Genomic DNA, 20667 nt, shown 5'->3' on the forward strand with positions numbered 1-20667 from the left:
AATCAGGAGGCCCGCAGGGGCCGGAAAGTCATTTGTCCACGGCGGCCCATTCGGCCGGCGTGTAGGTCTTCATCGAGAGCGCATGCACCTCGTCGGTGTGCATTTTCGCACCGAGGGTGGCGTAGACCCGCTGGTGGCGCTGGATGGCGCGCTTGCCCTCGAATTCGGCCGAGACGATGGTCGCGTACCAATGTCGGCCGTCGCCCTCGAGCGTGATGTGCTCGCACGGCAGATGGGCAGCGATGATGGCTTGGAGTTCGTCAGCGGTCATGGGGTCTTGGAAGGCGGGTTCAGCCGCGGATTTTGTAGCCGATGCGCAGGAGGTGGACGGCAATCGCGCTCACCACCAGCCAGGCGGAACCGACGATGCCGAAGCTCAGCCAGGGCGAAGCGTCGCTCACCCCGAAGAAACCGTAGCGGAAGCCGTCGATCATGTAGAAGAAGGGGTTCAGGTGGCTCACGCTCTGCCAGAACGGCGGCAGCGAGCCGATCGAATAGAACACGCCCGACAGGAAGGTCATGGGCATGATCAGGAAATTCTGGAACACGGCCATCTGGTCGAACTTCTCGGCCCAGAGCCCGGCGATGAGGCCGAGCGTGCCCAGCATGGCCGAGCCCAGCAGCGCGAACACCAGTATCCACACCGGCGCCACGAAGCTCGGCACGGCGAAGAAGACGGTCACGGCGAACACGCCCACACCCACCGCCAGCCCGCGGATCACCGAGGAGCCCACGTAGGCGAAGAACCAGCCCCAGTGCGACAGCGGCGTGAGCAGCACGAACACGAGGTTGCCCATGATCTTGCTCTGGATGATCGAAGACGAGCTGTTCGCGAACGCGTTCTGCAGCACGCTCATCATCACGAGGCCGGGGATCAGGAAAGCGGTGTAGCCCACGGTGCCGTAGACCGTCACGCGGCCTTCGAGCACATGGCCGAACACCATGAGGTACAGCAGCGCGGTGAGCACCGGCGCGCCGACGGTCTGGAAGCCGACCTTCCAGAAGCGCAGCGTTTCCTTGTACAGGAGCGCGCGCCAGCCTGTGACAGCCATCATCGCGAGACCTCCAGCGGCGTCTGCTCGCCCGCCATCAGGTCGATGAACACGTCTTCCAGGTCGGCCTTGCGCATTTCCACGTCTTCCACCGCGACGCCGGCTTCGCGGATCGCGGCCAGCAGTTGTTCGACTTCATGCGCGTTCTGCGCCGGCAGCTGCACGATGCGCCCGGTGATGCGCGCGTGCTGGGCGATGGCCCAGGGCAGCATGGCGTCGGTCTTGAAGCGCAGCACGTTGCTTGCGGCCGATTTCAGCAGCTCGCTGGTGCGGTCCAGGGCGATCACCTTGCCGAGCTTGAGCATCGCGATGCGGCTGCACAGCGCCTCGGCCTCTTCGAGGTAGTGGGTGGTGAGCAGCACGGTGCTGCCCTGCTTGTTGAGCTTGGCGACGAACTGCCAGAGCGTCTGGCGCAATTCGACGTCGACGCCGGCCGTGGGCTCGTCGAGCACGATGACCGGTGGCTTGTGCACCAGCGCCTGCGCCACCAGCACCCGGCGCTTCATGCCGCCCGAGAGCTGGCGCATGTTGGCGGTGGCCTTGTCGGCCAGGCCCAGGCTTTGCAGCAGCTCGTCGATCCAGGCTTCGTTGTTCTTGATGCCGAAGTAGCCCGACTGGATGCGCAGCGACTCGCGCACGTTGAAGAAGGGGTCGAACACCAGCTCCTGCGGCACGATGCCGAGCTGGCGCCGGGCTTCGGCGTAGTCACGCTGCACGTCGAAGCCGTGCACGCTGATCGCGCCCGCCGTGGGCCGCGACAGGCCCGCCAGCATGCTGATGAGGGTGGTCTTGCCCGCGCCGTTGGGGCCGAGCAGGCCGAAGAACTCGCCCGGCTCGATCTGGAAGGAAACCTCGTCGACCGCACGCAGCCCCTGCTTGCCTTGGGCGCGTTGCTGACGGGAGGGAGGGTAGGTCTTGGAGACCGACTGGAATGAGATCGCGGGCATGGGAGCCCGCGATTTTACGGGCGATGGGTTTTTCGGCGCTGTTCAGGGGTGAACGCGGGGAGCCGGCCACGCTAGGCATCGGCCCGAAGTTCACCCACAATCCCGCCGGTGCCGATTTTGCGCACCGCAACCGCCCATCGCGAGGAACGCCAATGAAGTGTTTGACCCGCAGCCCCCTCTCAACCGTTGCCGCCCTGCTCCTGGCGATGGTGCTGACTGCTTGCGGGGGAGGAGGTGGTGGCGGCGGAGGTGGTGGCGGCATCGCCCTTGTTGGTGGCGGCGCAGGCGCTGGCGCAGGGGGTGGCACCGCCCAACCTTGCACTTCATCTGCCGGTTCGGCCCAGCTGCCAGCCCGCGATGCACTCATTGCGCGCGCCAAGTGCCTGGAGCTGGACACGCCCTACGTGCCACCACCCGGCGATGTGCTGGAGCACAACACGTCTGGCTATGCCAAGGCCATGTGCTCGGCGGTCTTCATCACCGGACTCGATCCAGCGGTCGCCGCCGAAACCGTCGGGTACTTCACGGGGCCGTACGAACAGCGCAAGAAGGTGGGAGCGCCGGTCGTCGACCGCACCAAGAAAGAGGTCCGGATCACGATGCCCAACGGCGGTCCGACGCTGGTGGCCCGCCACTTCGGCTCGCAGGGTTGCATCACGCTGCCGCCCGGCAAGGACGACGTTCTCTTCACCCCCGTCAATGTCAAGAGCGCGCTGGCCGACCCCACGACCGTGCCCTGGCCCATGGGCGATGTGCTGCCGAACGACCCGCCGCCCGCCGACGTCGACATGGCCAAGGTGAACCAGGCCCTCGGCGCCGCCTTCGAAACCACGGAGGCCTACACCGCCGCCTTCGTGGTCACGCACAAGGGGCGGCTCATCGGCGAGCGCTACATGAGCGGCATCAGCGCGACAACGCCGCTCGAATCATGGTCGATGGGCAAAAGCGTCGTGGCCACGATGATGGGCGTGCTGATCAAGCAGGGCGTGTACAAGCTCGACCAGCCCGCGCCGATTCCCGAATGGCAAGGTGCCGGCGACGGCCGCCAGCAGATCCGCATTGCCGACATCCTGCGCATGTCCAGCGGGCTGCGCATCAAGGCCCCGGACGATCCGGACTTCGATCCCAACGGCACCTACCCCGATCACATCTACTACTACACGGGCCGGATCAACGCATTCAACTACGCCGCGACCCGACCGCAGCAATGGCCGCCCAACACGGTGGGCCGCTACCGCAACACCGATCCGGTGCTTGCCAATTACCTGGTCCGTCTTGGAGTCGAGAAGCGCGGCGAGGAGTACCTCTCGTTCCCGCAACGCGCCATCTTCGACAAGATCGGCATCCGCTCCATGGTGATCGAGACCGATCCCTACGGCAACTTCCTCACGCAAGGCTACGACTTCATGTCGGCGCGCGATTGGGCCCGGCTGGCCAACCTCTACCTGCAGGACGGCGTGTGGAACGGGGAGCGCATTCTTCCCGAGGGGTTCGTCAATTTCGTGAGCACGGCCGCACCAGCCTGGGCCGCAGACCAGCGCCCCATCTACGGGGGATTCTTCTGGATCAATGGGACGGGGGCACTGGCGGTGCCGACGACGGCCTACTACATGCTCGGCGCAGGGGGCCAGTTCGTGCTCGTGATTCCGTCGCACGATCTCGTCGTCGTGCGCATCGGCCACTCCAAGGGGGAGCGATTCGCGACCTCGACCCTGAACAAGGCACTCACGCTGCTGACCGCAGCAGTGCCACGCACGCGCTAGGGTGTGGGGGTCAGGGTGCAGCGGGCAGAAGGCCCGCGATGCCGTACAGCGCGGCCAGCTCGCGCAGGCGCGGCGACAGGCCCTTGACTGAGAACCCCCGGCCCAGCGCGCTGGATTCGCGCCGGCACTCGAGCAGCACCGCCAGCGCGGAGGAATCGAACTGGGCCAGCGCCGTGGCGTCGACCACGGTGGACGACGAATCGGTCTGGCCCTTGAGCCCCTGCTGCAGCATGCGCATGCAGGCAGGAGCCTCGTCGTGGGTAAGTCGGGAGGGAAGGACCAGCATGGCGTGCGCCCGTCAGCCCTTGCCGTTGCCCTTGTTGCGCGCGGCCAGCGCGGCAATCAGGCCATCGATGCCGCTCTTGTTGATTTCCTGCGCGAACTGGGTGCGGTAGGTGTCGACCAGCCACACGCCCAGCACATTCAGGTTGTAGACCTTCCAGCCGGCGCCCTGCCCCGGCGTTTTTTCGAGGCGGTAGTCCAGCTGCACCGGGTCGCCGCGGCCCTTGACCTCGGTGCGCACGAGCACGTCGGTGTCGGTGGGCGCGCCGCGGAACGGGCGGATGGTGACGGTCTGGTCGCTCACCTGGTCGAGCGCGCCGGCGTAGGTGCGCACCAGCAGGGTCTTGAACTCGTCCTGCAGGCGCTTTTGCTGCTCGGGCGTGGCCTGGCGCCAGGCCGGGCCGACGGCCGAGGCGGTCATGCGCTGGAAGTTGACGTTGGGCATGATCTTGCTGTCGACCAGCAGCATGATCTTGTTGATGTCACCGGCCTTGATCGACGAGTCGGCCTTGATGGTCTCGAGCACGTCGGTCGACAGGCGCTTGACGAGCGCGTCGGGGGCCTCGTCGGCCGCGTACGCGGGCTGGTGCACGAAGGCGGTGGCGGCGCCGAACAGCAGCGCGCCGGCCAATGCCAGGCGGCCCAGGTCGCGTCGTTGCAGCAAGATCTTGTTGTTCATGGTGAGTCCCTCAGGTTGAATTGTCTTCCCTGCACGGTGCAGCCAATGGCCCCGTGCTGAGACAGGAACGGTTTCGACAGGCGCCAGGCCGACCGGGTTCCTGAAGCGGAGGTGAAGCCTTGCAACCGGATGCAAGCAGGACCACCCCGTCCGCCCCCTTTTGCCGTCACTTGCCGGCGTTGTCGTCGTCCGGCGGGTTGCCGTCGTAGACCTGGTTGCGGCGGCGCTGCAGGAACGCATCGCGCGTGAACGAATATTTGTCGAGCGCGGCTTCGTCGAGCAGGCGGGTGGCACCCAGGTAGCGCGAGCGGGTGTCCACGACACGCAGGCCTGCCAGCGAATTGCGCCAGGCGATGTCGTGGATGTGACCCTGCGCGTCGCCGTACATGTCGAGCGGCCGGGCGATCGTGTCGCGCAGCGTGGAGGGGCCGAGCAACGGCAGCACGACGTACGGACCGGCGCCCACGCCCCAGTAGCCCAGCGTCTGGCCGAAGTCTTCCTCGTGGCGCGGCAGGCGCGCCTCGGAGGCGACGTCGAGCAGGCCGCCCAGGCCGAAGAAGGTGTTGACGTTCAGCCGCATGAAGGTCTCGGCGCTGTTCTGCAGCTTGAGCTGGGCCACGTTGTTGGCCAGGCTCCAGATGTCACCGAGGTTGCTGAAGAAGTTGGTCACGCCCTGGCGCACCAGCGAGGGCACCACGTTCTGGTAGGCAGTGGCCACGGGCTCCAGCACGGCCTCATCGACGGTGTCGTTGAAGCGCGTCATGCCGCGGTTGTACGGCTCGAAGGGGTCGGTCGGGCTTGCGCCGGATCCGGTGGCGCATCCGGCCACGAGGGCGAAACCGACGGTGGCGGTGGCCCAACGGGCGGAGCTAGCTACACTTTTAATAGCAGTCGACGAAAAAAGTCGTGTGGTCATTTCTTGTTGGCTGTTCCCGGCGCCGTATTCCCCTCGGCTGCCTTGCTGTACAGGAACTGGCTGATCAGGTTCTCCAGCACCACGGCCGATTGGGTCGCGGTGATGGTGTCGCCGGCTTGCAGGTTCTTTTCCTCGGCGCCCGCCTCGATGCCGATGTACTGCTCGCCGAGCAGGCCACTGGTCAGGATCTTGAGCGAGCTGTCCTTGGGAAAACTGTAACGGTTTTGCAGCGCCAGCGTCACATCGGCCTGAAAGGCCTTGTCGTTGAACGCGATGGATTCCACACGACCGACCACCACACCAGCGCTCTTGACCGCGGTCTGGGGCTTGAGCCCGCCGATGTTGTCGAAACGCGCGGTGACCGTGTAGGTCTTCTGGAAGTTCAGGCTCAACAGGTTGGCCGACTGCAGCGCCAGGAACAGCAAGGCGGCGCCGCCGATCAGCACGAACAGGCCGACCCAGATGTCGTTGGTGGAACGTTGCATGGTTTGCACTCTCTGTCTAGAACGATGGAGCCGAGGCCCCTTTAGATACTGAACATCATGGCGGTGAGCAAGAAATCGAGCCCCAAGACCGCCAGCGACGCCATCACAACGGTGCGCGTGGTGGCGCGCGACACGCCCTCGGGCGTCGGCTGGGCCTCGAAGCCCTGCAGCAACGCGACGAAGGTCACGGTGAAACCGAACACGATGCTCTTGATGACGCCGTTGCCGACGTCGCGCCAGACATCGACGCCGCCCTGCATCTGGCCCCAGAACGCGCCCGGGTCGACGCCCAGCATCAGCACGCCCACGACATAGCCGCCCATGATGCCGACCGCGCTGAACACGGCCGCCAGCAGCGGCATGGTGATGACGCCGGCCCAGAAGCGCGGCGCGAGGATGCGCTGCACCGGGTCGACCGCCATCATTTCCATGGCGCTCAACTGCTCGTTGGCTTTCATGAGACCGATCTCGGCCGTCAGCGAGGTGCCGGCCCGGCCGGTGAACAGCAGGGCCGCCACCACGGGACCGAGTTCGCGCACGAGGCTCAGCGCGACCAGCAGGCCGAGCGCCTCGGACGAGCCGTAGCGCTGCAGCGCGTAGTACATCTGCAGCCCGAGCACAAAGCCCACGAACAGACCCGACACGCCAATGATGGCGAGCGAGTAGTTGCCCAGGAAATGGATCTGGTCACGCACCAGCCCGAAGCGGCGCATGATCTGCGCGCCCGGGCCGAGCAGGCGCAGGAACAGCTTGGCCGCATGGCCCATGTCGGCCAGTTGGCTGCGCACGGCAAAGCCGACGTCGGCGGGCTTCCACCAGGTCATGAGCGCCCTCCTTCGCCATTGCCGAAGTCGTCTTCGATGCTGACACCGGGGTAGTGGAACCGCACCGGCCCGTCAGGCAGTGCATTGACGAACTGGTGCACCAGCGGATCGACGCTCTCGCGCACCTCGTCGGGCCGCCCCTGCGCGGCGATGCCGCCGTTGGCCAGGATGATCACGTGATCGGCGATGCGGAAGGTTTCCTCGAGGTCGTGCGACACGATGATGCTGGTGAGGCCGAGCGCGTCGTTGAGCTGGCGGATCAGCCGCGCGGCCGTGCCCAGCGAGATCGGATCGAGCCCCGCGAAGGGCTCGTCGTACATCACGAGGTCGGGGTCGAGCGCGATCGCACGCGCCAGCGCCACGCGCCGCGCCATGCCGCCCGACACCTCGCTGGGCATCAGGTCGCGCGCGCCGCGCAGGCCGACGGCGTCCAGCTTCATGAGCACGATGTCGCGCACCAGCGCTTCCGACAGCTGCGTGTGCTCGCGCAGCGGAAAGGCCACGTTGTCGAACACGCTGATGTCGGTGAACAGCGCACCGAACTGGAACAGCATGCCCATGCGGCGCCGCGCCGCATACAGCGTCGCGACATCGAAGTGACCGACATCCTTCCCGTCGAACAGCACCTCGCCGCGTTGGGCGCGCTGCTGGCCGCCGATGAGGCGCAGCACGGTGGTCTTGCCGCCACCCGATGCCCCCATCAACGCCGTCACCTTGCCGCGCGGCACGGAAAACGACACGCCGTCGAGGATCGCGCGCGCGCCGTAGCCGAACGTGACATCGCGGAACTCGACGAAGGAGGAAGACGTGGGTGTGGCTGGGTCCATCTCAATAAAAAAGCCGGGCGCCTTCTCAGGCATCCCGGCATGCGGTTTCCGCGGATGATAACGGGGCCGCGAACGGCGCCGCTTCACTGAAACAAAAATCAGCGCGGTAAGTCGCTGAATCCCATCAAAAATTCGTCGACCGAACGCGCCGCTTGACGGCCTTCGCGAATCGCCCACACCACCAGCGATTGGCCGCGGCGAATGTCACCTGCGGCGAACACCTTGGGCACATTGGTGGCATAGCCGCCGATGAAGTCGACCGTGGCGCGCGCGTTGCCGCGGGCGTCCTTCTCGACACCGAAGGCGTCGAGAACGGTGGCCACGGGGCTGATGAAGCCCATCGCCAGCAGCACCAGGTCGGCCTTGAGGATCTGCTCGCTGCCGGGCACTTCCTGCATCTTGCCGTCCTTCCACTCGACGCGCACGGTCTTCAGGCCGGTGACCTTGCCCTTCTCGCCGATGAACTCCTTGGTCGAGATGGCGAACTCGCGCTCGCAGCCTTCTTCGTGGCTGGAGCTGGTGCGCAGCTTGATCGGCCAGTAGGGCCAGGTCAGCGGACGGTTCTCTTCTTCCGGCGGCTGCGGCATCAGTTCGAACTGCGTGACGCTCACGGCGCCGTGGCGGTTGCTCGTGCCCACGCAGTCGGAGCCGGTGTCGCCGCCGCCGATCACGATGACGTGCTTGCCGTCGGCGCGCAGCTGGCCCTTGACCTTGTCGCCCGCGTTGACGCGGTTCTGCTGCGGCAGGAACTCCATCGCGAAATGAATGCCGTCGAGGTCACGCCCCGGCACGGGCAGGTCGCGCGATTGCTCGGCGCCGCCGGTGAGCACCACGGCGTCGAAGTCTTTCTGCAGCTGCTCCGGCGTGACGGTTTCCTTGGCCAGGTTGGTGACCTTGGAGCCCTTGCCCAGCGGGTCTTTCGCGGCACCGACCATCACGCCGGTGCGGAAGGTCACGCCTTCGGCCTTCATCTGCTCGACGCGGCGGTCGATGTGCGACTTCTCCATCTTGAAGTCGGGAATGCCGTAGCGCAGCAAGCCGCCGACACGGTCGTTCTTCTCGAACAGCGTGACGTCGTGGCCGGCGCGCGCCAGTTGCTGCGCGGCAGCCATGCCGGCCGGGCCGGAGCCCACCACGGCGACCTTCTTGCCGGTCTTGTGCTTGGCGACGCGCGGCGCCACCCAGCCTTCGTCCCAGGCGCGGTCGATGATCGCGTGTTCCAGCGACTTGATGCCGACTGCGTCGTCGTTCACGTTGAGCACGCAGGCGGCCTCGCAAGGCGCGGGGCAGATGCGGCCGGTGAACTCGGGGAAGTTGTTGGTCGAGTCGAGCACCGCGAAGGCGTTCTGCCAATCGTCGCGGTACACGAGGTCGTTGAAGTCCGGAATGATGTTGTTGACCGGGCAGCCGCTGTTGCAGAACGGCGTGCCGCAGTCCATGCAACGTGCGCCCTGCACCTTGGCCTGGTCGGTGTTCAGGCCGACGACGAATTCCTTGTAGTGCTTGACGCGCTCTTCGACAGGCTTGTAGCCCTCTTCGATGCGCTCATGCTCCATGAAGCCGGTGATCTTTCCCATCGTGCTTTCCTCTGTTCTTCGTATCTATGGCGCGCTCAGACGGCGGCCGTGGCGGGCGCGGCCAGTGCGTGCGGCTCGAGGCCGACGTGGGCGTTGTTGCCGCTGCTGGCCAGCTCGACCTGGCGGTCGTGCAGTTCGGCCAGCGCGCGCTTGTACTCGTTCGGAAACACCTTGACGAACTTGGTGCGCGACTCGGCCCAGTTGTCGAGCAGCTCGCGCGCGCGCTTGCTGCCGGTCCAGCGGTGGTGCTCTTCGAGCAGCTTCTTGAGCTGCGCTTCGTCGGTCTCGCCGCCGTGCCAGATCTTGCGATGCACGCTGGCGGTCTGCTCGGCCGAGGTGAGCACCTTGTCGAGCGACACCATCGAGAGGTTGCAGCGCGAGGCGAACTGGCCGTCTTCGTCGTAGACGAAGGCGACGCCGCCGCTCATGCCGGCCGCGAAGTTGCGGCCCGTCTTGCCGAGCACGGCCACCGTGCCGCCGGTCATGTATTCGCAACCGTGGTCGCCGGTGCCTTCGATGACCGCCGTGGCGCCCGACAGGCGCACTGCGAAGCGCTCGCCGGCCACGCCGCACAGGTAGGCCTCGCCGGTGGTCGCGCCGTACAGCGCGGTGTTGCCGACGATGGTGTTGCGCGCGGCTTCACCGCGGAAGTCGAGGCTGGGGCGCACCACCACGCGGCCGCCCGAGAGGCCCTTGCCGGTGTAGTCGTTGGCGTCGCCGATCAGGTACAGCGTGATGCCGCGTGCCAGGAAGGCGCCGAACGACTGGCCGCCCGTGCCTTCGAGCTGGATGCGGATCGAGTCGTCGGGCAGGCCTTGCGGGTGCACCTTGGTCAGCGCGCCCGAAAGCATGGCGCCCACCGAGCGGTTGACGTTGCGCGCCACCTCGATGAACTGCACCTTCTCGCCCTTGTCGATGGCGGGACGCGACTTCTCGATGAGCTTCACGTCCAGCGCGCGCTCGAGGCCGTGGTCCTGGTTCTCGACATGGAAGCGCGGCACGTCGGCTGGCACGGTCGGCAGCGCGAACAGGCGGCTGAAATCGAGGCCCGAGGCCTTCCAGTGCTCGATGCCCTTGCGCATGTCGAGCAGGTCGGCGCGGCCGATCAGGTCGTCGAACTTGCGGATGCCCAGCTGGGCCATGATCTGGCGCACTTCTTCCGCGACGAAGAAGAAGTAGTTGACGACGTGCTCGGGCTTGCCCGAGAACTTCTTGCGCAGCACCGGGTCCTGCGTGGCCACGCCCACCGGGCAGGTGTTCAGGTGGCACTTGCGCATCATGATGCAGCCCTCGACCACCAGCGGCGCGGTGGCGAAGCCGAATTCGTCGGCGCCCAGCAACGCGCCGATGGCGACGTCGCGGCCGGTCTTCATCTGGCCGTCGGCCTGCACGCGGATGCGGCTGCGCAGGCGGTTGAGCACCAGCGTCTGCTGCGTCTCGGCCAGGCCGATTTCCCACGGGCTGCCCGCATGCTTGATCGACGACCAGGGCGAAGCGCCCGTGCCGCCGTCATGGCCGGCGATCACGACGTGGTCGCTCTTGCACTTGGCCACGCCTGCAGCGATGGTGCCAACGCCGATCTCGCTCACCAGCTTCACGCTGATGCTCGCGTGCGGCGCGGTGTTCTTCAGGTCGTGGATCAGCTGTGCAAGATCTTCGATCGAGTAGATGTCGTGGTGCGGCGGCGGCGAGATGAGGCCCACGCCCGGCACGGCATAGCGCTGCTTGCCGATGTACTCGGTGACCTTGCCGCCGGGCAGCTGACCGCCCTCGCCCGGCTTGGCACCTTGCGCCATCTTGATCTGGATCTGGTCGGCCGAGTGCAGGTACTCGGCGGTGACACCGAAGCGGCCCGAAGCCACCTGCTTGATGCGCGAACGCAGCGAGTCGCCGTCGTTCAGCGGCAGATCGACCTCAACGTTGGCCGCGCCGATCACGCTCTTGAGCGTGTCGCCTTGCTTGATCGGGATGCCCTTCAGTTCGTTGCGGTAACGCGCCGGGTCTTCACCGCCTTCGCCCGTGTTGCTCTTGCCGCCGATGCGGTTCATGGCAATGGCGAGCGTGGCGTGCGCCTCGGTGCTGATCGAGCCGAGCGACATCGCGCCGGTGGCGAAGCGCTTGACGATTTCGGCAGCGGCTTCGACCTCGTCCACCGGAATGGCCTTGGCCGGATCGATCTTGAACTCGAACAGGCCGCGCAGCGTGAGATGGCGGCGGTTCTGGTCGTTGATGAGCTGCGCGTATTCCTTGTACGTGTTCCAGTTGTTGGAGCGCGTGCTGTGCTGCAGCTTGGCGATGGCGTCGGGCGTCCACATGTGCTCTTCGCCGCGGGTGCGCCAAGCGTATTCGCCGCCGGCGTCCAGCATGTGGGCGAGCACCGGGTCGTCGCCGAAGGCGGCCTTGTGCATGCGGATGGCTTCTTCGGCGATCTCGAAGACGCCGATGCCTTCCACGCGGCTGGCGGTGCCGGTGAAGTACTTGTTCACCGTTTCGGTGTTCAGGCCGATGGCCTCGAACAGCTGGGCGCCGCAGTAGCTCATGTAGGTGCTGACACCCATCTTCGACATGATCTTCGACAGGCCCTTGCCGATGGCCTTGACGTAGTTGTAGACCGCCTTGTCGGCGCTCAGGTCGCCCGGCAGGTCGGCGTGCATGGCCGCCAGCGTTTCCATCGCGAGGTACGGGTGCACGGCTTCGGCACCGTAGCCGGCGAGCACGCCGAAGTGATGCACTTCGCGCGCCGAACCGGTCTCGACCACGAGGCCGGCGGTAGTGCGCAAGCCTTCGCGCACGAGGTACTGGTGCACGGCCGAGAGGGCCAGCACCGCGGGGATCGCGACTTGCGTCGGGCCCACGCCGCGGTCACTCACGATCAGGATGTTGTGGCCGCCCTTGATGGCATCGACCGCTTCGGCGCACAGCGAGGCCAGCTTGGCTTCGACGCCTTCATCGCCCCAGCCCAGCGGGTAGGTGATGTCGAGCACGTAGCTCTTGAACTTGCCTTGCGTGTAGCGGCCGATGTCGCGCAGCTTCGCCATGTCGGCGAAGTCGAGAATGGGCTGGCTCACTTCGAGCCGCATCGGCGGGTTGACCTGGTTGATGTCCAGCAGGTTCGGCTTGGGGCCGATGAAGGACACGAGCGACATCACGATCGCTTCGCGGATCGGGTCGATCGGCGGGTTGGTCACCTGCGCGAACAGCTGCTTGAAGTAGTTGTACAGCGGCTTGTTCTTGCTGGAGAGCACGGCCAGCGGGCTGTCGTTGCCCATGGAGCCGATGCCTTCTTCGCCGGCCTGCGCCATCGGGCTCATCAGGAACTTGATGTCTTCCTGGGTGTAGCCGAAGGCCTGCTGGCGGTCGAGCAGCGCGACCTGGCTCACGGGAATCGCGGCCGGTTCGGCCTTGACGCTGTCGAGCTTGATGCGCAGGTTCTCGATCCACTGCTTGTAGGGCTTGCTGTTGGCAAGGGTGGCCTTGACCTCCTCGTCGTCGATCATGCGGCCCTGCTCCAGGTCGATCAGGAACATCTTGCCGGGCTGCAGGCGCCACTTGCGCACGATCTTCTGCTCGGGCACGGGCAGCACGCCCGACTCGGAGGCCATGATGACCAGGTCGTCGTCGGTCACGCAGTAGCGCGAGGGACGCAGGCCGTTGCGGTCCAGCGTGGCGCCGATCTGGCGGCCGTCGGTGAACACGATGGAGGCCGGGCCGTCCCACGGCTCGAGCATGGCGGCGTGGTACTCATAGAACGCGCGGCGGCGCGTGTCCATGGTGGCGTGCTGTTCCCAGGGCTCGGGAATCATCATCATCACGGCCTGGCTGATGGGGTAGCCGGCCATCGTCAGCAGCTCGAGGCAGTTGTCGAAGGTGGCGGTGTCGGACTGGCCGGCGAAGCTGATCGGGTAGAGCTTCTGCAGGTCGGCGCCGAGCACGGGCGACGACATCACGCCTTCGCGCGCCTTCATCCAGTTGTAGTTGCCCTTGACCGTGTTGATTTCGCCGTTGTGGGCGACATAGCGGTACGGGTGGGCCAGCGGCCACTCGGGGAAGGTGTTGGTCGAGAAGCGCTGGTGCACGAGGCCGAGGGCCGAGACGCAACGCTTGTCCTGCAGGTCGAGGTAGTAGGTACCCACCTGGTCGGCCAGCAGCAGGCCCTTGTAGACCACGGTGCGGCTGGACATGCTCGGAACGTAGTATTCCTTGCTGTGCTTGAGCTTCAGGCGCTGGATGTTGGCACTGGCGGTCTTGCGGATCACGTACAGCTTGCGCTCCAGCGCGTCCTGCACGATCACGTCGTTGCCGCGGCCGATGAAGATCTGGCGCAGCAGCGGTTCCTTTTCGCGCACGGTGGGCGACATGGGCATGTCGCGGTTGACCGGCACGTCGCGCCAGCCCAACAGCACCTGGCCTTCGGCCTTGATGGCGCGTTCCATTTCCTGCTCGCAGGCTTCGCGCGAGGCGTGTTCCTTCGGCAGGAAGATCATGCCGACGCCGTATTCGCCGGGCGGGGGCAGCGTGACGCCCTGCTTGGCCATTTCTTCGCGGTACAGCAGGTCGGGCAGCTGGATCAGGATGCCGGCGCCGTCGCCCATCAGCTTGTCGGCGCCGACGGCGCCGCGGTGGTCGAGGTTCTCGAGGATCTTCAGGCCCTGCAGCACGATGGCGTGGCTCTTCTCGCCCTTGATGTGGGCGACGAAGCCGACGCCGCAGGCGTCGTGCTCATCGGCACCGGAATACAGACCGTGTTCTTGGAGGTGTTGAATCTCGGCAGCCGTCGTCATGGCGCGCTCCTTCAGTTTTCGCAGGGAAAGGGAGCATATTGCGATGCACAAAGAATGCCAAACACTTTAATGGGGGTCAGATTCCTATTAAATCTTGAGTTTTCTTGTCAGAATTAAATTGGGGACATATTAAAAATAGAAGCATGATCCCCAACAAAGGTGCGGCTTTCGGCCGCTTTCAGTCCGAATCTTTGGCGGGCGCAGGCGGCCGACCGGCCTTGGCCTTGATCACGCGGCGCTCGGTGGACTTCTGCAACGCGTCCAGAAAACCGTCGTCGCCGGCCGCCCAGCCGCGCAAGGTGGCCTCGGTCAGGGCCTGCTGATCGGCCGCGCGAACCCCGCCACGCACCAGTTCGGCATACGCCGCCTCCCGTGCGAAGGGCGTGTTGCCGAGCTCCCAGTACAGCGGATGCGGCGTCAGCAGCCGGTCTTGCCGCAGGCCGGCGTAGTGGCCGTGGCTGGACCACGGGAAGTCGCGCGCCTCGGTGACCATGCCGGCGCGCACCGGATTCAGGTCGATGTAGGCCATGCAGGTCAGCAGGTAGCGCTCGGTCTGGATCAGGGTCGATCTGTAGCGCCCTTCCCACAAGGTGCCGCTACGGCCATGGCGGTCGTTGAAGTAGCGCACGTAGCTGCGCCCGACCGACTGCATGAACTGCGGCAGGCCCGTGGCACTGTCGGGCGTGGCCAGCAGGTGGAAGTGGTTGTCCATCAGCACGTAGGCGTGCAGCGCGATGCCGAAGCGCGCGGCGTTCTCGGCCAAGAGGCCTAGCAGCTTCTCGTGGTCGGCGCGGTCGACGAAGATCGGCTGGCGGTTGTTGCCGCGCTGGATCACGTGGTGCGGCATGCCGGCCAGCGTGAGACGGGGGAGACGGGCCATGGGGACGTGGACGACGCCGTCCGAATACTCAGTCCGTCAGGCGGAAGCGTGTGTCGCCCAGCGTGTCAAGCCCGAACTGCGCCAGCAGCTCGCGCAGCCGCGTCGCCGCACTCGCCTTGCGCTGGCCGGTGTAGCGCGCCAGGATCAGCTCGTTCTTCATGCTGTGCTCCCAGCCGACCAGTTCGGTGACGGTCACGTTGTAGCCGTTGGCTTCCAGGTACAGGCAGCGCAGCACGTTGGTGAGCTGGCTGCCGATCTCGCGCGTGTGCAGCGGATGGCGCCACAGCTCGGCCAGCGGCGTGCGCGACAGGGCCAGCGCCTTGGTCTCGCGCAGGCAGGCCGCCACTTCGGCCTGGCAGCAAGGCACCAGCACCATGCAGCGCGCCTTCTTCGCGAGGCCGAAGGCGATGGCGTCGTCGGTGGCGGTGTCGCAGGCGTGCAGCGCGGTGACCACGTCGATCTGCGCCGGCAATTCGCTCGCCTGCGCCGACTCGGCCACGGTGAGGTTCAGGAACGACATGCGCCCGAAGCCCAGCTGCTGCGCCAGCGCACGAGAGCGCTCGACCAGCTCGCTGCGCGTCTCGATGCCGTAGACATGGCCGCCCTGCCGCGCGCGGAAGAACAGGTCGTAGATGATGAAGCCGAGGTACGACTTGCCCGCCCCGTGGTCGGCCAGCGTGGCCTCGGCGCCCTCGCCCGGCAGCTCGCGCAACAACTGCTCGATGAACTGGAACAGGTGATAGACCTGCTTGAGCTTGCGCCGCGAATCCTGGTTGAGCCGGCCTTCGCGCGTGAGGATGTGCAGCTCCTTGAGCAGCTCGACGGACTGGCCCGGGCGCAGGACTTCGGCCAATTCGGCTTCGGCCTTCGCAGCCTTGTTGGTGGGGTGGGCTTTCGCGGGACGGGGCATGGTGTTCTTGTTGTTCATGGCGTGGCGCTTCCCGGGCCGACATCGAGCGCGGTCCAGCCGGCCGGGCCCAGGGCTTCGAGCGTCTCGATGTTGCGCTCGAAGATCGCCTCGGCCTCGGGAAAGGCCTCGACCGCGCGGTCCATGCTGTCTTCACGCAGCAGGTGCAGCGTGGGGTACGGCGCGCGGTTGGTGGCGTTGGTGATGTCGTCGGCCTCGGTGCCGGCGAACTGGAAATGCGGATGGAAGCTGGCGAGCTGCAGCACGCCGTCGAAGCCCGCGCGGGCGAGCTTGCGCTCGGCGCGCTCGGTGAAATCGTTGAAGTCGAGAAAGTCCGCTAGCGCGTGAGGGACGATCAGCAAGGTGGTGTCGCGCACCTCGGCGTCGAGCGCCACGAGCGCGCGGGCTTCGGCCAGCAGCGCTTCGATGAGGCGGCCTTCGTGGGTGTCGAGGTAGGTGACGTAGTGGATCTGCCCCTTCACATGCACCGCCTTGGCGAAGGGGCACAGGTTGAGGCCGATCACGGCGCGTTCGAGCCAGCGGCGGGTGTCGGCTTCGGCCTGCGCGGCGTCGATGACCGTCGGGTCGCTCATACCGTGGCCTCCGTCAGTCGGCGGATGCGCCCGAGGCGCGCGGCGACCGCCATGCCGGCGAGCGAGCAGGCCAGCGTGGCGGTCCAGGTCCAATGCCAGCCACCGACGCGGTGCGCGAGCCAGGCCACCGCCGGCGGCGCCAGGAACTGGCCGAGCGATGACGCCTGCTGCATCAGGCCGACGGTGGTCGAGACGGTGCTCGGCCCCGGCGCCAGCCGCACGCCCAGCAGGAACAGCGTGGCCGGCACCATGCCGCCGCCGAGCGAAAAGGCGCAGATCGCGGCATAGCGCAGCGCGGGCGGCAGGCCCAGTGCCTCGGCCCCCTGCCCCACCTGCGCGAAGGCGGCGACACCGCCCAGCGCCATGGCTAGGAAACCCCATTGCAGCAGGCGCTCGGGCGCCACGCCGCGCTGCAGCCAGCGGCCACCCATGAGGTTGCCGACGATGTTCATCGCCGCGGCCAGCGCGGTCAGCACCGCGCTCCAGGCGGCCTGCACCTTGGCGTCGGCATAGATCGCGGGCAGGAAACCGATCACGGCCATCCACTGAGACGAGTACACGGCGAAGGTCAACGCGACCAGCCACGGCGCGCGCGCGCCGACCGTCTCGCGCAGCCGCGACGCCCAACCGGACGATGCGGGCTGCAGGCTCGCGCCGGCCGTGCGGGGCCGGTCGCGCGGCACCGCCAGCCACACCCAGAGTGCCGCACCCGCCGACACCAGCGACAGCGTCCACCACCAGTCGGCCCAGCCGCCCCAGCCGATGAGGGCCGGACCGATGAGCAGCGCCAGCGCCACGCCCAACGGCATGTAGGCGCCCCACAGGCCCAGCGCCGCCTTGTCGGCGCCCGCCGGCGTCAGTGCACGGATGAGTCCCGGGCCGGGCATCACCGCCATCAGGAAGCCGATGCCTTCGGCCGCGCGCAGCACGAACAGCCACAGCACCGCATGCGATCCGCCCAGCAGGCCGGCGCCGACGGCACCTCCGAGCAGGCTGGCCGTCGTCAGCACCGCCAGCCCGACCAGCATGCTACGCCGCAGGCCGATGGAGTCTGCGGCGAGCCCAGCCAGCAAGCCGAGCGTCATGCTCGCGACCTGGACCAGCGAGAGCAGGAAACCGGCTTCAACCAGGTCGATGCCGAGCGACGCCTGCAGCGCCGGCACGGCGGGCGGCAGCTTGCCCAGGTGCAGCGCGGCGCTGACGCCGCCCAACACGACGGCGAAAGCCGCGGCCGGCACGCGGGCCGACGCACTGCTCGAGCGCACGGCCGCCGTCATGCGATGCCCCGCCGGCCAGTCAGCCGCTCGTGCTCGCGCATGGCGAAGCGGTCGGTCATGCCGGCGATGTAGTCGGCCACGGCGCGATGCCGGTCGCGGCGCTCGGCGTACGAAGCGGGCATCTCGGTGCCGCGCGCCAGGTAGGCGTCGAACAGCCCGCGCACGACCTCGCTCGCCTGGTCGGTGGTCTGCGTGACCTGCGGGTGGCGGTAGAGGTTGCGGAACAGGAACTGCTTGAGCGCCTCCGACTGCGCCTGCATGACGCCGCTGAAGGCCACCAGCGGCGGCGCACGGCGCACGGCGTCGGCATCGGCGGGCGCCAGCGCCTCGATGGCCGCACGCGTCGTGTCGATCACGTCGTAGACCTGCGCGCTGAGCATGCGGCGGATGGTTTCATAGAGCACGCGCCGGCCCTGGCCTTGCAGGTGCGGATGCTCGGCCAGCGCTTCGCGGCGGTAGCGTTCGAACAGTTCCACATCAGTCAATTGCTCGACGCTGATGAGGCCCGAGCGCACGCCGTCGTCGATGTCGTGCGCGTTGTAGGCGATGGCATCGGCCAGGTTGCACAGCTGTGCCTCCAGCCCCGGCTGCGTGCGGTCGAGAAAGCGGCGGGCCACGCCCTGCGGCTCAGTGGCCTCGATGCGTTCGGCGTTGGCGCGCGAGCAGTGCTTGAGGATGCCTTCGCGGGTCTCGAAGCTGAGGTTCAGGCCGTCGTACTGCGGGTAGCGGTGCTCCAGCGCATCGACCACGCGCAGGCTCTGCAGGTTGTGCTCGAAGCCGCCGTGCTCGGCCATGCAGGCATTGAGCGCGTCCTGGCCCGCGTGGCCGAAGGGCGTGTGGCCCAGGTCGTGGGCCAGCGCGATCGCCTCGACCAGGTCTTCGTTGAGCCGCAGGGCGCGTGCGATGGAGCGGCCCAGCTGCGCGACTTCGAGCGAATGCGTGAGCCGCGTGCGGAACAGGTCGCCCTCGTGGTTGAGGAACACCTGGGTCTTGTAGACCAGCCGGCGGAAGGCCGTGGAGTGGACGATGCGGTCGCGGTCGCGCTGGAAGGCGTCGCGCGTGGGCGCGGGCGGCTCCACGTGGCGCCGTCCGCGCGAACGCGCGGGGTGGCAGGCGTACGCCGCAAGGCTCACAGCCGGATCTCCGCGCGCCGCGCCGCGCTCATGCCGCGCAGCACTGCGCGAGCACGTCGCACACCATCGCGTCGGGCGCGCTGCGCACGACGGCGGAGCCAGGCCGGTCGATCACCACGAAGCGGATCTCGCCGGCTTCCGATTTCTTGTCGACGCGCATCAGCTCCAGGTAGCGCTCGGCGCCCAGCGCCGGTCCCACGGTGGGCAGGCCGGCGCGCTCGATCAGGCGGGTGAGCCGCGCGACAAAGGCCGCGTCGACGCCGCCGAGGCGCTGCGACAGCTGCGCCGCCATGACCATGCCGCAGCCGACAGCCTCGCCGTGCAGCCACTCGCCGTAGCCGAGGCCCGACTCGATGGCATGGCCGAAGGTGTGGCCGAAATTGAGGATGGCGCGCAGGCCGGTCTCGCGCTCGTCCTGGCCGACCACCAGCGCCTTGATCTCGCAGCTGCGCTTCACGGCATGGGCCAGCGCGGCCGGGTCGCGCGCCACCAGCGCTTCGATGTTCGACTCGATCCAGTCGAAGAAGGCCATGTCATAGATCGGGCCGTACTTGATGACCTCGGCCAGACCGGCGCTCAGTTCGCGCGGGGGCAGCGTCTGCAGCGTGTCCAGGTCGCACAGCACGAGCTGCGGCTGGTAGAACGCGCCGATCATGTTCTTGCCCAGCGGGTGGTTGATGGCCGTCTTGCCGCCCACCGAGGAATCGACCTGCGCCAGCAGCGTGGTCGGCACCTGCACGAAGGGCACGCCGCGCATGTAGCTGGCGGCGGCGAAGCCGGTCATGTCGCCCACGACCCCGCCGCCGAGCGCGAACAGCACCGTCTTGCGGTCACTGCCGTGGCCCAGCAGGGCGTCGAAGATCAGGTTGAGGGTCTCGAGGTTCTTGTATGCCTCGCCGTCGGGCAACTCGAGCAGGTGGACCGTGCGAAAGCGCTTGGCCAGCACGGTCCGCAAGGCCTGGGCGTAGAGCGGCGCCACGGTGGTGTTGCTGACGATCAGCGCGCTGGCAGCCGCGGGAACGACACCGAAGCTGGCGGGGTCTTCCAGCAGACCTCCGCCGATCAGGATCGGGTAGCTGCGCTCGCCGAGCTGAATCTCGACGCGTTCGGGCTTTGGCGGGGCGGAAAGTGCGGGCGAAACAGGCAAGGACATGGCCGCGAGTTTAGGCGCTCGGGCCTGCCGGGGTCAGTCCGAGGGCTCTTCCGGATGGGCGCCGGGTTCGACCACCCCGGCCAGTTCGAGCTGCATCACGATGAGGTTGACCAGCACCGCAATCGACGGCCGGCCGGTGTCGACCACGTCGTGGGCGGTTTCCCGGTAGAACGGGTCGCGCGCATCGTGCAGTTCGCGCAGCCGGCCCAGCGGATCGGCCACCTGCAACAGCGGGCGCTTGACGTCGTGGCGCAGGCGCCGGAACAGGTCTTCGGGCGAGGAGCGCAGGTAGATGACGTGGAAATGGTCGCGCAGCTGCTGGCGGTTGGCCTCGCGCAGCACGGCGCCACCGCCGGTCGCCAGCACGCCGTGGGGGAGGGCGGCCAGGTCGGCGATGACCGCCTGCTCGATGTCGCGGAAGGCGGCTTCGCCCTCGCGATCGAAGAAATCACGGATCGTGCAGCCGATGCGCTGCTCGATCACGTGATCGGTGTCGATGAAGGGAGTGTTCAGCCGAGCGCCCAGCCGCCGGCCCACTGCGGACTTTCCGGCGCCGGGCAACCCGACAAGTGCGACCGCCACGCGGTGGCT

At 67.3% G+C, this 20667-nt stretch carries 20 protein-coding genes; 1 reads left to right on the forward strand and 19 read right to left on the reverse strand.

The features are described from left to right. Nucleotides 1-28 precede the first annotated feature (28 nt). The 4 genes from AC07Y4_RS17535 to AC07Y4_RS17550 form a co-directional block, all read right to left on the reverse strand. Nucleotides 29-271 (reverse strand): BolA family protein, encoded by a 243-nt coding sequence (locus tag AC07Y4_RS17535; RefSeq protein ID WP_062471708.1) that lies wholly within the window; start codon nucleotides 269-271, stop codon nucleotides 29-31. A 19-nt stretch (nucleotides 272-290) separates the two neighbouring features. After that, nucleotides 291-1055 carry an ABC transporter permease gene (locus AC07Y4_RS17540; protein ID WP_070059933.1) on the reverse strand — a complete coding sequence of 255 codons (765 nt, stop codon included), beginning with the start codon at nucleotides 1053-1055 and terminating at the stop codon, nucleotides 291-293. Then, complete coding sequence (locus AC07Y4_RS17545; RefSeq protein WP_070059934.1) at nucleotides 1052-1999, reverse strand: ABC transporter ATP-binding protein; 948 nt, start codon at nucleotides 1997-1999, stop codon at nucleotides 1052-1054. Before AC07Y4_RS17545 ends, AC07Y4_RS17540 begins: the two co-directional genes overlap by 4 nt. Nucleotides 2000-2178: 179 nt before the next feature. Further along, nucleotides 2179-2313: a hypothetical protein gene (locus AC07Y4_RS17550; RefSeq protein ID WP_495274865.1), complete on the reverse strand. Its 135-nt coding sequence runs from the start codon at nucleotides 2311-2313 to the stop codon at nucleotides 2179-2181. A 90-nt stretch (nucleotides 2314-2403) separates the two neighbouring features. Here AC07Y4_RS17550 and AC07Y4_RS17555 point away from each other — a divergent pair, with 90 nt between their 5' ends. Then, complete coding sequence (locus AC07Y4_RS17555; RefSeq protein ID WP_495274866.1) at nucleotides 2404-3762, forward strand: serine hydrolase domain-containing protein; 1359 nt, start codon at nucleotides 2404-2406, stop codon at nucleotides 3760-3762. A gap of 10 nt (nucleotides 3763-3772) precedes the next feature. Here AC07Y4_RS17555 and AC07Y4_RS17560 read toward each other — a convergent pair whose 3' ends face one another. The 15 genes from AC07Y4_RS17560 to AC07Y4_RS17630 all read right to left on the reverse strand — a co-directional run bounded on the left by AC07Y4_RS17560 (nucleotide 3773) and on the right by AC07Y4_RS17630 (nucleotide 20658). Further along, complete coding sequence (locus tag AC07Y4_RS17560; protein WP_062471718.1) at nucleotides 3773-4048, reverse strand: STAS domain-containing protein; 276 nt, start codon at nucleotides 4046-4048, stop codon at nucleotides 3773-3775. Between the two features lie 12 nt (nucleotides 4049-4060). Beyond that, nucleotides 4061-4723 (reverse strand): MlaC/ttg2D family ABC transporter substrate-binding protein, encoded by a 663-nt coding sequence (locus tag AC07Y4_RS17565; RefSeq protein ID WP_354347910.1) that lies wholly within the window; start codon nucleotides 4721-4723, stop codon nucleotides 4061-4063. A gap of 166 nt (nucleotides 4724-4889) precedes the next feature. Beyond that, nucleotides 4890-5639, reverse strand: coding sequence for an MlaA family lipoprotein (locus AC07Y4_RS17570; protein ID WP_070059937.1), 750 nt, complete (start codon nucleotides 5637-5639; stop codon nucleotides 4890-4892). After that, nucleotides 5636-6124: an outer membrane lipid asymmetry maintenance protein MlaD gene (gene mlaD, locus AC07Y4_RS17575; protein WP_062471729.1), complete on the reverse strand. Its 489-nt coding sequence runs from the start codon at nucleotides 6122-6124 to the stop codon at nucleotides 5636-5638. The genes AC07Y4_RS17570 and mlaD overlap by 4 nt, the downstream gene beginning before the upstream one ends. Nucleotides 6125-6165: 41 nt before the next feature. Beyond that, nucleotides 6166-6948 carry a lipid asymmetry maintenance ABC transporter permease subunit MlaE gene (gene mlaE, locus AC07Y4_RS17580; protein WP_062471733.1) on the reverse strand — a complete coding sequence of 261 codons (783 nt, stop codon included), beginning with the start codon at nucleotides 6946-6948 and terminating at the stop codon, nucleotides 6166-6168. Beyond that, nucleotides 6945-7808, reverse strand: coding sequence for an ABC transporter ATP-binding protein (locus AC07Y4_RS17585; RefSeq protein WP_070059938.1), 864 nt, complete (start codon nucleotides 7806-7808; stop codon nucleotides 6945-6947). Before AC07Y4_RS17585 ends, mlaE begins: the two co-directional genes overlap by 4 nt. Before the next feature lie 65 nt (nucleotides 7809-7873). Beyond that, on the reverse strand, nucleotides 7874-9352 hold the full coding sequence (locus AC07Y4_RS17590) for a glutamate synthase subunit beta (RefSeq protein WP_062471739.1): 1479 nt from the start codon (nucleotides 9350-9352) through the stop codon (nucleotides 7874-7876). A 35-nt stretch (nucleotides 9353-9387) separates the two neighbouring features. Further along, nucleotides 9388-14133, reverse strand: coding sequence for a glutamate synthase-related protein (locus AC07Y4_RS17595; RefSeq protein WP_095949872.1), 4746 nt, complete (start codon nucleotides 14131-14133; stop codon nucleotides 9388-9390). A gap of 178 nt (nucleotides 14134-14311) precedes the next feature. Further along, on the reverse strand, nucleotides 14312-15013 hold the full coding sequence (locus tag AC07Y4_RS17600) for a transposase (RefSeq protein WP_495274867.1): 702 nt from the start codon (nucleotides 15011-15013) through the stop codon (nucleotides 14312-14314). 28 nt (nucleotides 15014-15041) lie between these two features. Beyond that, on the reverse strand, nucleotides 15042-15923 hold the full coding sequence (locus tag AC07Y4_RS17605; RefSeq protein ID WP_495274876.1) for a class I SAM-dependent methyltransferase: 882 nt from the start codon (nucleotides 15921-15923) through the stop codon (nucleotides 15042-15044). A gap of 14 nt (nucleotides 15924-15937) precedes the next feature. Then, the gene (locus tag AC07Y4_RS17610; RefSeq protein WP_495274868.1) at nucleotides 15938-16513 is read right to left on the reverse strand and encodes a DUF1415 domain-containing protein; all 576 of its coding nucleotides are present in this window, start codon (nucleotides 16511-16513) and stop codon (nucleotides 15938-15940) included. Continuing rightward, on the reverse strand, nucleotides 16510-17790 hold the full coding sequence (locus tag AC07Y4_RS17615; protein ID WP_495274869.1) for an MFS transporter: 1281 nt from the start codon (nucleotides 17788-17790) through the stop codon (nucleotides 16510-16512). Before AC07Y4_RS17615 ends, AC07Y4_RS17610 begins: the two co-directional genes overlap by 4 nt. Further along, nucleotides 17787-18923 (reverse strand): deoxyguanosinetriphosphate triphosphohydrolase, encoded by a 1137-nt coding sequence (locus AC07Y4_RS17620; protein ID WP_495274870.1) that lies wholly within the window; start codon nucleotides 18921-18923, stop codon nucleotides 17787-17789. The genes AC07Y4_RS17615 and AC07Y4_RS17620 overlap by 4 nt, the downstream gene beginning before the upstream one ends. 28 nt (nucleotides 18924-18951) lie before the next feature. Further along, on the reverse strand, nucleotides 18952-20076 hold the full coding sequence (gene aroB, locus AC07Y4_RS17625; RefSeq protein ID WP_495274871.1) for a 3-dehydroquinate synthase: 1125 nt from the start codon (nucleotides 20074-20076) through the stop codon (nucleotides 18952-18954). Between the two features lie 33 nt (nucleotides 20077-20109). Next, complete coding sequence (locus AC07Y4_RS17630; protein WP_495274872.1) at nucleotides 20110-20658, reverse strand: shikimate kinase; 549 nt, start codon at nucleotides 20656-20658, stop codon at nucleotides 20110-20112. Nucleotides 20659-20667: the final 9 nt, after the last annotated feature.

The organism is Variovorax sp. GW460-12-1-14-LB1, from assembly GCF_059423605.1.

Bases quoted from the DNA above. Each gene is read 5' to 3' on its own strand.
- AC07Y4_RS17535 (WP_062471708.1), bottom strand. From the start codon at position 271: ATGACCGCTGACGAACTCCAAGCCATCATCGCTGCCCATCTGCCGTGC.
- AC07Y4_RS17540 (WP_070059933.1), bottom strand. From the start codon at position 1,055: ATGATGGCTGTCACAGGCTGGCGCGCGCTCCTGTACAAGGAAACGCTG.
- AC07Y4_RS17545 (WP_070059934.1), bottom strand. From the start codon at position 1,999: ATGCCCGCGATCTCATTCCAGTCGGTCTCCAAGACCTACCCTCCCTCC.
- AC07Y4_RS17560 (WP_062471718.1), bottom strand. From the start codon at position 4,048: ATGCTGGTCCTTCCCTCCCGACTTACCCACGACGAGGCTCCTGCCTGC.
- AC07Y4_RS17565 (WP_354347910.1), bottom strand. From the start codon at position 4,723: ATGAACAACAAGATCTTGCTGCAACGACGCGACCTGGGCCGCCTGGCA.
- AC07Y4_RS17570 (WP_070059937.1), bottom strand. From the start codon at position 5,639: ATGACCACACGACTTTTTTCGTCGACTGCTATTAAAAGTGTAGCTAGC.
- mlaD (WP_062471729.1), bottom strand. From the start codon at position 6,124: ATGCAACGTTCCACCAACGACATCTGGGTCGGCCTGTTCGTGCTGATC.
- mlaE (WP_062471733.1), bottom strand. From the start codon at position 6,948: ATGACCTGGTGGAAGCCCGCCGACGTCGGCTTTGCCGTGCGCAGCCAA.
- AC07Y4_RS17585 (WP_070059938.1), bottom strand. From the start codon at position 7,808: ATGCCTGAGAAGGCGCCCGGCTTTTTTATTGAGATGGACCCAGCCACA.
- AC07Y4_RS17590 (WP_062471739.1), bottom strand. From the start codon at position 9,352: ATGGGAAAGATCACCGGCTTCATGGAGCATGAGCGCATCGAAGAGGGC.
- AC07Y4_RS17595 (WP_095949872.1), bottom strand. From the start codon at position 14,133: ATGACGACGGCTGCCGAGATTCAACACCTCCAAGAACACGGTCTGTAT.
- AC07Y4_RS17600 (WP_495274867.1), bottom strand. From the start codon at position 15,013: ATGGCCCGTCTCCCCCGTCTCACGCTGGCCGGCATGCCGCACCACGTG.
- AC07Y4_RS17605 (WP_495274876.1), bottom strand. From the start codon at position 15,923: ATGCCCCGTCCCGCGAAAGCCCACCCCACCAACAAGGCTGCGAAGGCC.
- AC07Y4_RS17610 (WP_495274868.1), bottom strand. From the start codon at position 16,513: ATGAGCGACCCGACGGTCATCGACGCCGCGCAGGCCGAAGCCGACACC.
- AC07Y4_RS17615 (WP_495274869.1), bottom strand. From the start codon at position 17,790: ATGACGGCGGCCGTGCGCTCGAGCAGTGCGTCGGCCCGCGTGCCGGCC.
- aroB (WP_495274871.1), bottom strand. From the start codon at position 20,076: ATGTCCTTGCCTGTTTCGCCCGCACTTTCCGCCCCGCCAAAGCCCGAA.